Origin of the sequence: Bradyrhizobium sp. B120 (assembly GCF_049075665.1) — a bacterium.
GTDB lineage: Bacteria > Pseudomonadota > Alphaproteobacteria > Rhizobiales > Xanthobacteraceae > Bradyrhizobium.
In genome coordinates this window covers 2,171,555-2,187,028 of sequence record NZ_CP185242.1, presented here as the reverse complement: position 1 = coordinate 2,187,028, position 15,474 = coordinate 2,171,555, and the positions used below count along the sequence as shown (strand labels likewise).

General features: G+C 59.3%; 10 protein-coding genes and 2 pseudogenes. 7 read left to right on the top strand and 5 right to left on the bottom strand.

All coding sequences use genetic code 11. From position 1 onward, the window contains the following. Positions 1-103: 103 nt before the first annotated feature. Positions 104-646: pseudogene (locus tag ACOIX3_RS10305) on the bottom strand (TlpA disulfide reductase family protein); the annotation flags it as partial. A gap of 1,119 nt (positions 647-1,765) precedes the next feature. Between ACOIX3_RS10305 and ACOIX3_RS10300 the strand changes: the two are divergent. The 4 genes and pseudogenes from ACOIX3_RS10300 to ACOIX3_RS10285 form a co-directional block, all read left to right on the top strand. Further along, positions 1,766-2,268 (top strand): annotated as a pseudogene (locus ACOIX3_RS10300) (transposase); the annotation flags it as partial. 26 nt (positions 2,269-2,294) lie between these two features. After that, positions 2,295-3,481 (top strand): IS3 family transposase gene (locus ACOIX3_RS10295; RefSeq protein ID WP_420969330.1). Its coding sequence is split into 2 segments (ribosomal slippage): positions 2,295-2,547 and positions 2,547-3,481, totalling 1,188 coding nucleotides; the frame shifts between segments, so codons are not numbered across the junction. Positions 3,482-3,784: 303 nt separating this feature from the next. Beyond that, entirely contained in the window at positions 3,785-4,624 is an 840-nt protein-coding gene (locus tag ACOIX3_RS10290) for a sulfite exporter TauE/SafE family protein (RefSeq protein WP_420969637.1), read from the top strand. 79 nt (positions 4,625-4,703) lie between these two features. Next, positions 4,704-5,273 carry an HPF/RaiA family ribosome-associated protein gene (locus tag ACOIX3_RS10285; protein ID WP_420969635.1) on the top strand — a complete coding sequence of 190 codons (570 nt, stop codon included), beginning with the start codon at positions 4,704-4,706 and terminating at the stop codon, positions 5,271-5,273. A 612-nt stretch (positions 5,274-5,885) separates the two neighbouring features. On the opposite strand, the gene ACOIX3_RS10280 is transcribed toward ACOIX3_RS10285, so the two are convergent. Both ACOIX3_RS10280 and ACOIX3_RS10275 read right to left on the bottom strand, forming a co-directional pair. Then, the gene (locus ACOIX3_RS10280; protein ID WP_420969633.1) at positions 5,886-6,872 is read right to left on the bottom strand and encodes a pectinesterase family protein; all 987 of its coding nucleotides are present in this window, start codon (positions 6,870-6,872) and stop codon (positions 5,886-5,888) included. Positions 6,873-7,103: 231 nt separating this feature from the next. Further along, a complete protein-coding gene (locus ACOIX3_RS10275) occupies positions 7,104-8,429 on the bottom strand; it encodes a glycoside hydrolase family 28 protein (RefSeq protein WP_420969631.1) in 1,326 nt (441 codons plus the stop codon). A gap of 1,274 nt (positions 8,430-9,703) precedes the next feature. Between ACOIX3_RS10275 and ACOIX3_RS10270 the strand changes: the two genes are divergently transcribed. After that, on the top strand, positions 9,704-10,573 hold the full coding sequence (locus ACOIX3_RS10270) for a LysR family transcriptional regulator (RefSeq protein WP_420969629.1): 870 nt from the start codon (positions 9,704-9,706) through the stop codon (positions 10,571-10,573). A gap of 490 nt (positions 10,574-11,063) precedes the next feature. Here ACOIX3_RS10270 and ACOIX3_RS10265 read toward each other — a convergent pair whose 3' ends face one another. Next, the gene (locus ACOIX3_RS10265) at positions 11,064-11,318 is read right to left on the bottom strand and encodes a hypothetical protein (RefSeq protein WP_420971705.1); all 255 of its coding nucleotides are present in this window, start codon (positions 11,316-11,318) and stop codon (positions 11,064-11,066) included. 661 nt (positions 11,319-11,979) lie between these two features. Between ACOIX3_RS10265 and ACOIX3_RS10260 the strand changes: the two genes are divergently transcribed. Both ACOIX3_RS10260 and ACOIX3_RS10255 read left to right on the top strand, forming a co-directional pair. After that, positions 11,980-13,167: an outer membrane protein gene (locus ACOIX3_RS10260; RefSeq protein WP_420969628.1), complete on the top strand. Its 1,188-nt coding sequence runs from the start codon at positions 11,980-11,982 to the stop codon at positions 13,165-13,167. A 106-nt stretch (positions 13,168-13,273) separates the two neighbouring features. Further along, the gene (locus ACOIX3_RS10255) at positions 13,274-14,461 is read left to right on the top strand and encodes an outer membrane protein (RefSeq protein ID WP_420969626.1); all 1,188 of its coding nucleotides are present in this window, start codon (positions 13,274-13,276) and stop codon (positions 14,459-14,461) included. A gap of 201 nt (positions 14,462-14,662) precedes the next feature. Here ACOIX3_RS10255 and ACOIX3_RS10250 read toward each other — a convergent pair whose 3' ends face one another. Further along, a complete protein-coding gene (locus ACOIX3_RS10250; RefSeq protein ID WP_420969624.1) occupies positions 14,663-15,067 on the bottom strand; it encodes an FAD-dependent monooxygenase in 405 nt (134 codons plus the stop codon). Between the last annotated feature and the right edge of the window lie 407 nt (positions 15,068-15,474).

Below are 15,474 nucleotides of genomic sequence, written 5' to 3'. Positions count from 1 at the left end.
CCGCCGTTGGCCCGAGAAAACCTGTTGAGCACAAACGTGGCGCGGAGGACTACTGCAGTTAGTGGCGGATCCAAACCGGATCACGACGTGGTATCAGTCAGCGCTTCTTGCGCGACGTTTCGCCCATTATGCGCTTGTCTTGGGCGATCCGCTCTGTCTCGGCGGCTTTAGCTTCACCGCTGGTGCGCCAGCTGCCGGTCAGAACTTTGGGTAGAACGTCATCGAGTTGCATCGTCAAACCGACAAAGGCGATGCGGCCGTCACGGTCGACGACGAACGAGGTGGGAATCCCGACATAACGGCTGGGACGTAACCAAAGCTTTTCCATTTCGCGTGTGTAGTCGAACCCGATCCGGTAGTTGAGATTCGGCAACTTTTTGGTCAACCATGCGTCCAACTTGTTTTGGGCCTCGTCCGCTGTTTGAGCGCGTTCAAGAGCTGCGAGTCCGAGGACCTCAACTCCGCTGTCTTTATATTTCTCTTGCAACTGCACCAGATGGGACAGGGCTGCCTCACACGGTTTGCACCAAGTTGCCCAGAATTCGACGATATATACTGTTCCGGGCTGGAAGCTTACAAGGGGCTGGCCACGCAGCCATTTTTCGACTTTGATCGGAGGAGCTGGAGATTCTAAGCCCAGCACCATATCACTCTGCAAAACTATTGCCCGACCTTGCGCCACTCTTTGTGCTAGCTGATCTCTTTTCGCGGCACAGAGCGGCTTGGTGTGTACGGACTGCGCAGCGAGATCCGCGGCGAATGTCGGTGCCGCCGCACTAAGCGCGGCGACGCTCCAAGTCACAAGCAGGGAGTTTTTCATCTCAGGAGCGGGGCACATGAGTTGAAGGAAAGCATCTGTCGTCTCATCTGTGTGCAGTCAGCACTCGTTCGCTATTGCTGCACCTACTAGCAACGTCTGTGCCATGTCGTCAGCGTGCAGCACCGCTGGCATCGAGTTCGACGCCAAACACCCAGCCGTTCCTCTGCCAATTGTAGCCGATCTGGCCGCCTGCGAGGGGGTGCGGCCGTGCCCATCGCCGATGTGCCCGCCGATATAGCCTCCGGACCAATTCCACACTGGGGATGGCAGTTTCACTTCTGCCTCAAGGTCTGCCGCATTGGCTCGCCGCTTGCGGCGAGCGCAATTGTTGTGGTTCCCAGAAGAAGAACTCCAGATCGCGCCCAACACTTCCCTGCATTTTCTCGGCGCACGACCGAGCGCCCTTAAAGTTAGCGCCGCAGCAAACCACGGGGCGGACCAGACGCTAATAGCGACGCGCGCCGAGTCCGTCCCGAAGACTATCGCACTGCGATTGGTGATCATGCCGCAACGAGGGCAAGTCTCGTGTCGAAGTGAATTCGCAGGCTACGCAGCCACTTCGTTGCGGTGTGTGGCGTCAAGTTGCTGATATTGTCTCAACACAGACAATCGCAATACGTGGCTCGCGCGATGTCATGGACGGATACCGACAACGCGTGTCTTGCTCGGCTAGCGCGAGCAAGCGCTCAGGAAGCTGGTCGAATTGGACACGGCTCGCGCCGCCATGATCGTGATCACTTATGGAATTCCAGTCTAGCACTACTTTGGCAGAATCTGTTTGCGCCAGTGTTTTTCAAGGATTTGTTTTCTGCAGTATGGACACCGCCGAGCCGGCGGCCGCAGGATGAGATCGACGATGGCGTGATGTACGGCAGGCATGGTTGGCCGAGGCAGAGGCCCGTTGATTCCTTTTTTCCGCCCCGTCCGACACCTCGTCGCGCTTGTGCACGCGTGCGGGTCCGCGCCGCGCATCGTGATTATTGGCAAACCACCCGGCGATTGGAGGAATGGTTGCTGATCGAATGGCCAAAAGGCGAGGACCGGCCTACCAAATACTGGCTCTCGACATCGCCGGAGGATGTGGCATTCCGGACTCTCGTTGAGACGGCTAAATTGCGCTGGCGCATCGAACGCGACTATCAGGAACTCAAGCAGGAGGTCGGGCTCGGCCACTTCGAGGGACGCGGCTGGCGCGGCTTTCATCATCACGCAACAATGTGCATCGCAGCCTACGGATTCCTGATCTCCGAGCGGGAGACGATTCCCCCTTACGCGCTCGGCGCGCCCGGCCGATCCCGCTCGATCGCATTCCCGCAGATTACAGACCCCGCGGATCTGCCGCTGCGGACCCAACGTCACATTCCAAATTCGATCGCGACGATGCGACGGCGCCTCGAACATGGGCTCGTCCTGACCTGCCCCTGAGAATTTCCTCCAGAAGGAGTTAGAGTCCGGCCTGACGAAGGACGGACAGATGAAGCGAGCAAGGTTCACGGAAGAGCAGATCATTGCGGTGTTGAAGGAGCACGAGGCTGGAGCGAAGACGGCTGATCTTGCGCGGAAGCACGGGATCTCTGAAGCGACGTTTTACAATTGGAAGTCCAAATACGGCGGGATGGACGTCTCCGAGGCCAGGCGGCTGAAGGCGCTGGAAGATGAGAACGCCAAACTGAAGAAGCTCTTGGCCGAGCAGATGCTCGATGCGGCAGCGCTCCGGGAGCTGTTGTCAAAAAAATGGTAGGGCCCGTCGCCAAGCGCGCAGGGGTCGCGCACCTGAAAGCCGTCATGGGCCTTTCGGAACGGCGGGCCTGCTTGATCGTCGGTGCGGATCGGAAGGCGGTCCGCTACCGTTCCCGCCGTCGTCCGGACACGGAGCTTCGTGGGCGGCTTCGCGAGCTTGCCAATGAGCGCCGCCGGTTCGGCTACCGTCGGCTGTTCATCCTGCTACGGCGGGAGGGCGAGCCGTCAGGGATCAACCGCATCCACCGGCTTTATCGGGAGGAAGGGCTGGCCGTGCGCAAGCGACGCGCCCGCCGCAAGGCGGTTGGCGTCCGGGTGCCGATCCTTCTGGAAGCGAGGCCGAACGCGCGCTGGTCGCTCGACTTCGTTTATGACCAGTTTGCCAACGGACGACGCTTCCGCGTCCTTAACATCGTCGACGACGTGACCAAGGAGTGTCTGGGCGCAATCCCAGACACCTCGATCTCGGGGCGACGGGTGGCGCGGGAGCTGACGACGATCGTCGCGCGGCGCGGTAAACCGGGCTCGATTGTCTCCGACAACGGCACCGAGTTCACCTGCAATGCGATGCTGGTCTGGTGCAAGGAGACTGGCATCGACTGGCACTTCATTGCGCCAGGCAAACCGATCCAGAATGCCTTTGTGGAGAGCTTCAACGGCCGCATGCGCGATGAATTCTTGAACGAGACGCTGTTCTTCGACCTCGACGATGCCCGATCGAAGGTCGCCGCATGGATCGCCGACTACAATGGGGAGCGACCGCACTCCTCGCTGAAATACCAGACCCCCGCGGCCTACGCCGCCACATTCACCGCAACGGGCGATCGGCTGCGCAACCCCGACCAGCTCCGCCGATCGCCCGTTGCTCCACCCGCGCCACTCGGCGTACAAAACCCCGAGACTCTAACCGCCGCTGGATGAAAGTTCGGTGGCAGGTCAGTCCGAACGCTGTCGAGATGTCCTTGTTGTGCGATCAAGTTCGACCACTAGACAGATCATCGTTTGTGACGCAGTAGGATTAGGTCAACTACCAACCTTGGCAATTGATGAAGATGCCGACGGACTTGATGATGTGCTAAATCGTCGGCTGTTCGTGATCTCTTACATGGAATGCATACACGCGCTTCGGCTCTCCTGCGCCGCCGCAGCTCATTGACGTCACTGCCCCTTCCGTCGGAATGACGAAGGCAGTAACGATCTACCACCGAGACGAGCGTACCCCGATTGAAGCGCTCGGACACCGCAGCAAACGTATCGGAACGGCAAGACAATGCGCCATGGCTCGCGAGAACATCGCTGCGTGGTGAATGCAAGCAAGGCGAAGAATTTCGTCAGGATCGATGTAGCGTGCTTTCTCTGCTCTTCGCCGTCATCTCACTGCTCTATTCGACCGTTGGACAGGCGGGCGGTACTGCGTTTCTCGCGCTGATGGCTTTCGCCGGTCTGCCGCCGGCAGAAATGCGCCCGACGTCACTGGCGCTCAATATCGTGGTCGCGACTTATTCGACATGGCTCTTCCACCGCAACAAAGTCATTGACTGGACAATGCTGCGTCCGCTTCTGCTTTCATCGATGCCGACGGCGCTTGCCGGTGGCCTCATCGCGCTCGGGGGGCACGTTTACCAGCCGCTGACCGGGGTCGTCCTTCTTCTGGCAGGCGCCGTGACGATCGTGCGGCGGGGACGCGCCACCGATCGGGTTCGCAAAACGCCGCTCTGTGGAGCCTTGAGCATTGGAGCGGTCATCGGCCTGGTTTCTGGCCTGACCGGCGTGGGCGGCGGAGTGTTCCTGGCCCCGACGCTCATCGCAATGAATTGGGCATCACCCAAGCAGACCGCCGGGTTGTCGGCTCCCTTTATCCTGGCGAACTCCACCGTGGGGTTGGCCGGAGTTCTCTTCGTTGGTCAATCTCCGTCCTTGCATTTGGATCATTATGCAATCGCCGCCCTGGCGGGCGCCATCGCTGGAACGGCCATCGGCCTAAAGTGGTTAAGTCAGACAGCCATCAGGTTCATTCTCGCGGCGCTTCTGCTCGCTGCCGGCGTCCAGTTGATTTTCGTTTGAGGTCTCAGTCGCTGGTGGCACAGGAAGTTGGCGGCGAGCCCTAGGAAATCGCTCAGCATCGAGGTTGGAGTGAAATATTGTGCAAACCACGGTTCTAGTCGAGTTCGGCAATCTAACGACGCCCCCAGAACTGCAAGCCGTCATCGAGCAGCAAATCTGCGAGCTGGAAAGACTGTATGGTCGAGTGTCGGCAGGGCGCATCACCGTGCGAGGCCCGGCTGATCGTCACGAGCCGGGTGGTCAGTATCAGGTGAGCATTCGGCTCGCGCTTCCCAATAGGCGGGAGGTCAATGTCGGACGGACGCCCAAGCAGGATAAGCGGTACGCCGATCTCGCCTACGCCTTGGACGATACCTTCAATCAAGCACGGAACCAGCTGCAAGATCAAAAGCGCCTGATGGGCTGCGAGACAGGTTTCCGTGAAGGAGAGCCGGTTGGGACCGTGGTGCGGATAGATCCCGGCGGCGCGTTCGGCGTCCTCCAGAGCGCTAACGGCCATGAGATCTACTTCAGTTTTATCAGTGTCCTAGAAGGTCGCGACGATATCGTTGTCGGCTCGCGTGTCAGCTACGTCGCGGAGCTCGGTGAAGACGGTCTGCAAGCCTTCGCAATCAAAGTTCGAGCAAATTTGTCCGTCTTTGCACGATGAGGGCTGTCGCCAAACATGACCCTCTTTATTTTCCTTGTGTCAGTTTCGAATCAATAGCACCTGCATGCGCCTTAGAGCAGCTTGGGGTCGAAATCGAGGGATGCCCAAATTGAGCGAAGCGCGCTCCTGCCTAATCCCCGGGAGGGACCCCGAGGATGGCGCACGGAGAGGGTCTTCGCATTCCAATGATCAAGGCCATCCTCGAGGACGGTCTTTCGTGGCACGAGGCGGCGCTAATTTTCCGAATCGGGATCGCAACTGTGATCTGGTGTGCGGACGTGATTGAGCAGACGCGGTGCACGGTGGGCTTTACCGGCCGGTGGAGGCCCGCGTTCGTAGCCTGTGGGAGACTGTGGTTTGTTGAGTGCCATAAGCAAGCGATCGCGCGTCTTACTGGTCGTCCGCCCCTATGACGAGGTGTTCGGTCACACCGAAAGGACACATCCGCGAGCTTGAGCAGATGCTCAAGCATACGCGGGCGGTCACTCCGACATACTTCTCGGGCCCTATCTCAATGTCCTTGTTGCATCAGAGCAATCTCAAGTCAAAGTAGCCATCGAATTATATGACGCAGTAGGACTAATGGCGGCTTCTTGAACGTTTTTCCAATCCCTATCTTGATGGTTCGCTGGGCAACCAATCTGTGGCACGACCGAAGAATGCTCTCAGGGACCATTTCGCGGCTTCGCTGTCCGACAGTTGATGAGAGTGAGGCTCGCGACCCGCCGAATTGGCGCCGATGCCCGAGGATTTGTATTCGGCATAGTAGGCCGTTGTCAGCGTATTGGTCTTGCCGGGAGTCCATTCGCGCCACCCTTCCGCGATGACCGGCGCATCCATCTTCGTTGCCAGAAAGATCACTGCGGCATAGGGGCGCCAAGCGCGCCCAAGCGCAACATAGCGCGCGGCAGGGTCGGCAGTCAGCCTGCAACGATCGAACACATAGCCGCTGTCCTCGTCCGGCGTGGCTTTGCTTTGCGCGGTATAAACGACCGCTTGGTTCGCGATGCCGTGCAACTCGCAGCGCCGGAAATAGTCCTTGGCATTGCCAAATATGAAATCGACATGCCCCTCGATGTAGCAATCCGAGAAGTACTGTCGCGACAGTCGGCCGTTCGGCCCCCTGCCGGCGAACAGCGTGTCCTGTGCGCCGAGCAGGCGGACACGGGTGATAACGTCCCTGTCTCCGGTGACGGACAGCGCCACGGCCTGCGAAGCAGGATTGGCCGGGTTGAGGGCGTAGTCGTTTTGAACAGTCAAATTGTCAAGCCGAAAGTCATCTCCGGAAGCGTCCAGCGTTGCAGAATGAGCGGTCCCTCCCACATTGATAGCTCCGTCGCCATACACGATGACCGTATCATTCGGCTTCCCGCCAGCACCTTTGAGATGAACACCGGATTTGACGACTTTGATCTTCTCGCGATAGATGCCAGGGGCGATCTGGATATCCCCGCCTCGCGCCGGTAATGCGTCGATGGCTGCCTGCAGGGAGTGATAGGCCGTCTCATCAGCCTGCGAGACAAGAAGCCGCTGTGCATATACTGCCGAGAAGCCGAAGCATCCGGCCAGCGCCCCAGCAGAAATCAGGAAAGCCCGCATGTCATCTCACTTTTGGTAGGGCTCGTGCACTTTCGATACGATCGTGCCACCACGAAATAGCTGCTGAGAACTGTCAAGGTATTCGTATCGCCGTCGCCCCCCGCGCCAACTGCCGAGGGAAAGCTCGCAGGAAGGCTCGTCGAAAAGCCTGCAGCGAGATGGCACCGCCATCGAGCTGCTCGGACGCAACGTCGATGCATCCAAAGCCGCATCAGCGCGAGCCTTACCGGCTCAACGTTCGCCACCAGGTCGCCCCGGCTTTTGGTTGCTTTCACGTAATGCCTTTGCACATCCCTCCCATCCGCTCGGCGCCGGTCCTCCAGCTCGCCCCGGCAGCGGCGGTGACACGCCGGAACGCCCCACGGTCACATTGGCATTTTCTAGCTGCCAGGTGGCGGAATCGGCAAATCGAACATCCTCCAGCGTAACGTCAAGGGCATGCCCCTCGTCTATCCCGCGCATCAGCAGCACACCATTGTCGCCATGCACGTGGCGCAGAACGATCTGGCGATAGAGTGGAATACTGTCGCCTTGGGCGTGTGGATCGTATTTTGTATCGAACACGATTGGCCATCGGTTGCCGCGCAGGCACACATTCTCATAAGTCACCCGTTCCACAACTCCGCCCCGACCAACGTCGCTCTTGATGCGCAGGCCAGACGTCGTACCGTCGAGGGTCAGGCCGCGCACCAGTATGTCGCTGACACCGGAGTTCACCTCGCTGCCGATCGACATCCCATGCCCCCAGCCGAAATGGTTATCTATGATGGAGATATGCCGGCTCGAACCATTATTGCCCGCCTTGATCGCCACATTGTCGTCTCCTGTGCGGATGAAGCTGTGGGTGATGGTGACATCCTGGCTTGCGCCTGGGTCGATGCCATCGGTGTTGCGAGCGTCGACGGGTGCATCGATGGTGAGCCCCCAAAAGGTGGCACCTTCGACCCGGTTCATCGCGACGTGGAAACTGGGCGCATTGCGCAGCGTGACGCCGTGGAACGTGATGTCCTGCGCATGGTCGACCTGAATCAAGCGCGGAACGTTCTGGTTGCCTCCCTCGGTTTGCGCACGTCGCGCCAGCTGCCACCAAGTTTCGGCACTGCCGACCATGGGCATGCCACCCTGACCATCGATGACACCTTGACCATAGATGCCGCCCCCGCGCGTCTTCGAAAAGCTGATGAGTGGGCGGCAGCCGTCGCCTTTGCCAGCGATGCGCCCGCAATATCCCCCGCCCTTGTCAAAGGCCGTCGGCCTGGGGATGGCGAAAAGTGTGGCGCCGCGCTCGATCCAAAGCGTTACACCTGACTTCATCTCGAACGGACCGGACAGGAACTCTCCACCAGCCAAATAGACCGCGGCGCCGGCGGAGCAATGCGCAATAGCCTCTTGCAGTGCGGAAGTATCATCCCTGCCGGAGGGCACCGGGCGGGCGCAGACGTTACGAGGCGCAACAGGTTCGACGACAATGCGTCGGTCTTTCGCCTGGACGGCGCCGCATTGAAGCACGCAGGCAGCGATGGACAACAGTGCCCAGTAACGGAAACGCCTTGTCATCGACATCCTCGCGGCTCTGTACGCATTCTACCGCGTGATCCGTCGGGGAACCAAACACAAGTGAGATCGAGCGCAGCCCTCAGTGGCCCGCGCAAAATGACATTAATAAGGCCGCAAAGGAGAGCGTAGACCTCGTCGTTGTCAGCAGCCACCGCACTAGCGGGTTGACGGTGCCGAGGCGGAGCCGGAAGCTCGTCACGTCCGCATGGATTCCCCAGCAAAGGGGCATCAAAAGACGAGACGGCCCGGGCGCCGGTGCGCTTCAGGTGGACCGGGCCTACAGGGTCTGAACAGAGCGCGCGAAGCAAGATCAGGCCGATCGATGGCCTGTGGGTATGAGCTGACATTCCTATCTCGGCTGCTCCATTTTGTCCGAGATCGGATATACCGTCGGCAAAACCTCGAACAGCGGAGACTTCCAGCAAGCCCCTCATCGCACGGCGCGTCGCACTGGACAGTCACTCGCTTCCATTGTGATCTACATCAATGAAACCTGCGAGCAGGATCAAGTAGATCTTGGATGGCCCAAAGCGACAGGCATAGAGCATGCATTTAGGTGCGATACACCGAGACGGGAAAGAACTGCTGAGCGCGGCTGACACGACATGCAGCTGATCGAGCCGTCCGCCTGGGTCACGGATTGGCTCTGGCGCAGCAGGACCGGCGAGCGGAATCCCATCGCGGCCGGGCTAAGATCCATCCAAGAATGCGCAAAAAGGCGGGATATTTTAGGCCGCTCGTCTACAGCTCTAGCGAGGGCTCCCGCTCCATCAAGAGCGGGCGGCCCCTCGTCATCGTTGCAGCTTCGACTGACTATTGGTTGGTGATCAAATGGCGGAGTTCACGACGCCGGCGGTCGTGGTCTGCAGCGCGTTACCCCATTTAGCAGGCATCTCGGTTCTGAAAGCATCGAATCGAGGGCAGGCAGCAACCCCCGATCCTAAAGATGACGGCCCGCGGCCATACAGGCCCGCAGCTGCGCATTAGAGGCCGAACAGAGGGCAGCAAGTGTCCGACTACTTTGCAGCTCTCCCTCTAAACCGCTGGCGCTTGGCGGCGCGTCTATGGATGCCGATGCAAGTTGGTCGTTGGTCATTTCGGGCGAATGAGGCGTGATGATCTAGATGCGAGAACGGGGAGATGCGTACGTTGCGTACAGACCTTTTGGACCAACTAGCCGCTCTGCCCGACATTGGGGTTAGTGCTTTGCCTGCGGTGTGCTATTGCGACTACACTGGTACAACCAATGCAAGTTCGTGATTCAGTGCGGAATAATGCTACGAGCACTAAACCTTCCTATTGAGTCAATTCGTACTGTTGTCGCCATAGCTGAGACGGGTAGCTTAACAAGAGCCGCAACCAAGCTCGGGCTTAGTCAACCCGCTGTCACCGCTCAGGTTAAGCGATTGCAGGGATTAGTTGGCGGGCAACTGTTCGTCAAAACCCCCAACGGCACGACCGTCACCGGCCTCGGCGAACTCGTCCTCCAACAGGCACGCATAATACTCGAGGCCAACGATCAAGTGCTCAGGCTTGCTGGTCATGGCAACGCGACCGTTCATCGTGTTGGCCTCAGCAGCCTCTTTGCTCAACGGCTTTTGGAGCGCGCCGGAAAGGACGACTTTTCGGATCTCTTTATTTGCGCCGATCGTTCCAGCAAGATCCGCAAGGGCTTAATTGAGGGCTACATAGACGTAGCCTGCATTTTCGCTTCGGACGTCGATTCCGAACTTTCAAAAACCATCCTAGAGCAACGGGCATTCTCGGCCACCTGGGTTCGCTCGCGCGACTTTGTTCTCAGTCCGGGCGCCCCTATTCCGATAGTGACCCCTCCGGACCACGATTGGATGATTGGTCAACTAAATCGGATGGGATCGGCTTACAGGGTTGTTCTTCACGCCTCTGACCACTCGGTGAGGTTGTCAGCTGTACGCCTTGGCATAGGTTTGACCGCACTGCCTTCGTTCTGCGTGCCTGATGATTTGGTTCAATCCCCCGAGTACTACTTACCGCAACTGTCTGATCTCCGGGCTGTCATCTGTGCGAGGCCGGGACTGCGAAAGGAAGTTGCGACCAGGCTTGTACAAAGGGTCAGGGGAATATTTGACGACAAACACCATCAAGCCACTGTGCTCGCTCGGTAGAGAGCATGAATAAACGATGACGCATGGATTGCGGACAGTTGCTCGCCGACTGCCGGGTCCCGGCCCCGGGGATCGACATCAGGTCGGAATTCGGGGTCCGCGAACATTCTCGGTACGTAACGGTCGATCTTTTGGACTCCAGATGATCGGGAGTGGCTTGCTCTGCTGTTAGCGGTGCGGCAATCCACTACTCTTGTTGGCGCAGAAAACCTGACGCTCCTGACCGCTCCAACATGGCCATGTCGTCAGGCGCGCATGTGCGGCTTGAGATTGTGGAGATTGCGAAGTGAACGTTGTTGGTTTTCCTGTTTTGAACGCGCGTCTGCTCCCGTTGCTTAGCGTGCGCGAGATGTTGGCGAGCGGCTACCGCCGCCCGTCATCGTGGACGTGCACCGCGAAGCGCTCAACGGAGGCGACTTGGCTGCGGCGTTGGTGGCGCAGTTGGAGCGCATGACGCCTGAGGAGAAGGCGGCGCACGAAGAGCGCGCCGCTACGTTTGGGAACCTCCGGACGTGGAAGTGGTCTGAAGAAGATTGGAAAGCGTGGGTACCGCGTTTTGTTTCATACAACGAAAGGCAACACCATATAAGGACGCACACGTGGCGTGGTCCCTTGGCTTGATGTTGATCAGCGAACATGGATCGGTGCGGGCGCCGGGCATTTTCGCCGCCGTGCGGGACGCCATCGGCTTGCTGGTATCCCGCAGCGCGTACTCTACGATGACTTCGTTGTGTCCCTTGCACAGGATGATACCGATGGTCGGCTTGTCACCGGATGGCGCAGCTGATCATCGACAGCTGAAAGATAGAATTTCATCTTGCCAGCGAACTCGGCTTGAAGTCCTCGATCTTTAGCTCGATTGCCACGAAGCAGCGCGAGCGGAGGTGATAGAAACGAGGTCGAGGTAGTAATCCTGGCCGCCAACCTCACGGTGATACTGGCTCCCGACAAAGGCGATTCACAAGCAGCGAAGCGCCGGACCAAGCGCTTCGCCGGGCCGTCGCGTTGGGGCGGCGAAGCTCTGGCCTACGCGGCAAGCCCGGCGATCAGGCGAGCTGCGCGAACTCAGTCACGCCGACCGCTTTCGCACAGTATCGCGGTTGTTATGCGCCGTGGGCGAGTACGTCATCTAAACGAACTCTGACAATGCTGGCATCGCCCAGCAAGTCGGGCGAGAATTCAGTCGCGGGCAGCCGCTCGGCTTTGATACGTGCGCAGCTCTTGCCGAATGCCCCTTAGACCGCCAGTCTATATCAACGGATGTCGCGGCCTTCCAAACGCGCTGTCGCATCTGCGACAATATCGAAATTGCGTCGATGCGCATAACACGCTCGAGCCCAGCTGCAATCCTCTCAACCCTTTGGTTCGACGCCCTATTTTCGAGAGTGCCAGGACTGGTACGGCACTTGCTGTTCTATCTGAAGTCCTCGCAACTTCTGGAGCAGCGCATGTACACTGTCCTCTGCCGCAAGCAGGTTCCTGACTGCGGGCAAATCCGCCTGCGGCCCATCAATTTCGGGCCGGCGGGTTCGATCGCGTTTGGGCTCTGCATGCTCGCTGCTCCTGCGATGACTGCCGATCTCCCGATCAACTTCGGAGGGACCGGATCCTATAATTGGACTGGGTACTATGCCGGCGTTACGGCTGGTGGCGCGTGGGGACAGTATGATCCGACCACCGCAGCGAGTGAGGGTCCGTATTTCAACCTCACTGATGCAGAGACCGTTACCGCGGCCGGAGTGCAACGCATCAAGCCCCGGGGTTTTGCCGCTGGCATCGAAGGCGGTTACAATTGGCAGATCGGCAATCTGCTGGTCGGCTGGGAAGCCGATTTGCAAGCCGTTCATCTGAACGGTGCGGCGACCAGCCATGCCGGGTACCGCCCGTCGTCAGGGTCTTCAGGCGACTCTTTCACCATCACGTCCTATGGCAACGCCAACGGGCTGTTCACCGCGCGACCGCGTCTGGGCTTCGTCACGCCGTACCAATGGCTTGTCTATATCACGGGCGGCCTCGCGCTCACCCAGGTGCAAACCGACTTCTCGTTTATCGACGGTGCCGCGAAATCAGGGAGAAGGCTGAACGCCGTCGGGGCTGGCTATGCCGTCGGCGCCGGCGTTGAGGTGCCGCTCACCGATCGGTTGAGCGTCAAGGCTGACTATCTTCATGTCGACTTCCCCAACGCCGGGGGAATGGCGAATGTCGGCGCCGCCGGCCAGGTCGTCACGCATTCCAGTGGTCTTCGGGCCGACCTCGCCCGTGTGGGGTTGAACTACCGGTTCGGCGGCAGCAATACGTCGGCCGGCGGTGCTCCGATCCAGTGGCTCAAAATACCGGCTCGGAACGGTTTAAGCGATTGGAGCATCGAAACTGGCACTCGCGTCTGGATCAGCACAGGTGTTGACGGCGAAGGACCGTTGTTCAACACTCCGCCTTTTCGACTCGCGTCCCGGCTGATCTACAGCGGCCTTGACGCGGTCTCCGGCGAAGCCTTTGCCCGCATTGATCACCGCAGCGGTTTTTTTTGCAAAAGGCCATCTGTGAGCTGGCGGAATTGGCAACGGACAGCTCAACGACGAGGATTTTCCCGCTGAGTACGCCTATTCCAACACGAGGCATGATGCCTCGGGACACATCGGCTATGCCACGATCGATCTCGGCTACAATTTCCTGAGAGCGCCCGGTGCCAAGGTCGGCGCGTTGGTCGGTTATAACTATTATGCCCAGGCGATCAACACCTATGGGTGCGCGCAACTTGCGGGCGACGTCATTTGCGCACCACCATTGTCGTCGACGCTTCTCGGGCTGACCAACAACGATCATTTCGATTCACTGCGAGTCGGTCTGTCCAGCGAAGTGATGTTGAGTGACCGGCTGCGATTGACCGCAGATGCCGCCGTCGCGCCGCTTGTCACCTATAGCGGACTGGACAACCATCTGCTGCGTCAATTGCTCGGCCCCAACGCGTCGCATAGCGGGACCGGGGTCATGTTCGAGGCTGTGCTGGACTACAAGTTCACCGATGCCTGGAGCATTGGGGTTGGCGGACGGTACTGGGCCTGGCAGATGAACACCGGCACGGCAGGCTTCGTCGAACTCACCGATCCGGCTGCCAAAGCCGTTGAGCCGCAGCGGGCCAGCACGGAGCGTTACGGCATATTCATGCAGTCGAGCTATCGCTGGGGCGACTCGGCCGTTCCCGCTGAAGGCTCCATCTTGCCCACCAAGGCGCCCCGCCCGGCGACAGGCCCAATGGACTGGAGCGGATTCTATGTCGGCGGATATCTGGGCGGCGGCCTCAGTGTTGGTCGTTGGTCTGATCCGTTCGCGTCCACGGATGGCTTGAATGGTTTCGTCAATGTCGCCGGTTTCGGCAACCAGACACGCGCCACCGGCCCGCTCGGAGGTGCTCAGATCGGTGCCAACTGGCAATGGGGAACTTGGGTTTTTGGCGTTCAGGGCGAACTCGGCGCCGTTAACATCCGCGGCGAGGACACCTGCTTTTCCGGCATCGGCGGCATCAACTGCAAGCACACGGCCGAGGCTATCGCCACCTTCACTGGACGCGTCGGCTATGCGTGGGGTCGCGCACTTGCCTATGCCAAAGCCGGCGGCGCTCTAAGCAGGACCACCTACGATCTATTGGCCGACACGAACGCCCACCTTTGGGGGACCGGCGTCACCACCCTGAATACGTGGGGTTGGGTGATTGGTGGCGGTGTCGAATATGCACTGACCAACCAGTGGACCGCGTTCGCCGAATACAACCACATCGGCGTTCCCTCGACGATCGTTCCGTTCCCGACCGTCGGCGAGATCAATTCGAAGACCATCAAAATGAAGCAGGGCGTCGACGCCTTCAAGCTCGGCGTGAACTACAAGTTTTGATTTCATCTCGATGGAGATCGGTGATTTGATGAATGGTTCTCGCGTTCTGGTCCAGCTCGTCCTTCGTGATTGGACGGCCGGCCCAGCGCGCGATGATCCGTCTGTGGCCAATGCCCGGCACCTTGAGCATCACGAAAAACCGTCGTTGCAGCGCACCCGAACTGAGTGGACCCTATCCGTGGGACCACGTGGACCGGCTTGTTAGTTGGATTTTCGGCCGTTCCGATTCCCTTCGCCTGCTTCCGAGCAGGCTGGCGTAGCCAGAAACGCGTAGCCTTCACGAAGAAGGCCCATCGAATAGTCCCGGCCATGCTCCGGTTTGCGCTCTTCCCGGCAAATAGCGTACGCGATCTCGTATACGCGACTGACCCTTTGCTCGCGCCGACGGCAATAGGTCACGAGCGAAGTCTCCAAGTCGTCTTTGCGATCCAGTTCCTGGGCAAGAACCAGTGCATCCTCGATTGTCATACCGCCGCCGGATGTCATTTGCGGCGTCGACGAATGGGCCGCATCGCCCAACAGCACGACACGGCCACGGTGCCAGGGGGCTGGCATCATCAAGACATCAAATGGGCGGTAGCTTATGTGCTTGTCTTCGCCGATCACCTTGGCAGCCGCGACCCAGTTCGGGCGCCGTAAAGGGGGCGAGCAGGCTACGGAGATAATCGCACACCTGATCTTGCGGAATGCGAAGCTTTTCGTCGGTGCTTTCCAGGAAGAACAGATAGCACAATTCCTTTGATATGGGCAGCGCATGAACTACCCGGCCCGTCGGAAGGCGATATAGGACGAAGCCATTCATCGCCTCGGTGCGGGGAGACAGTGTAGCGCCATACCCCTTGGCCGGCGTAATGCGGCTTGAACTCTTCGCCGAACATGTTTTGGCGGAATTTGGAATAGACACCGTCCGCAGCGATCAGCAGGTCGGCGCGATCTGTCTCGCCGTTCGATAGCTGAACTGTCCCCTCCATCGTCCTGATCAATTCGGGTGACCGTTGCGTTGAAATCGATCT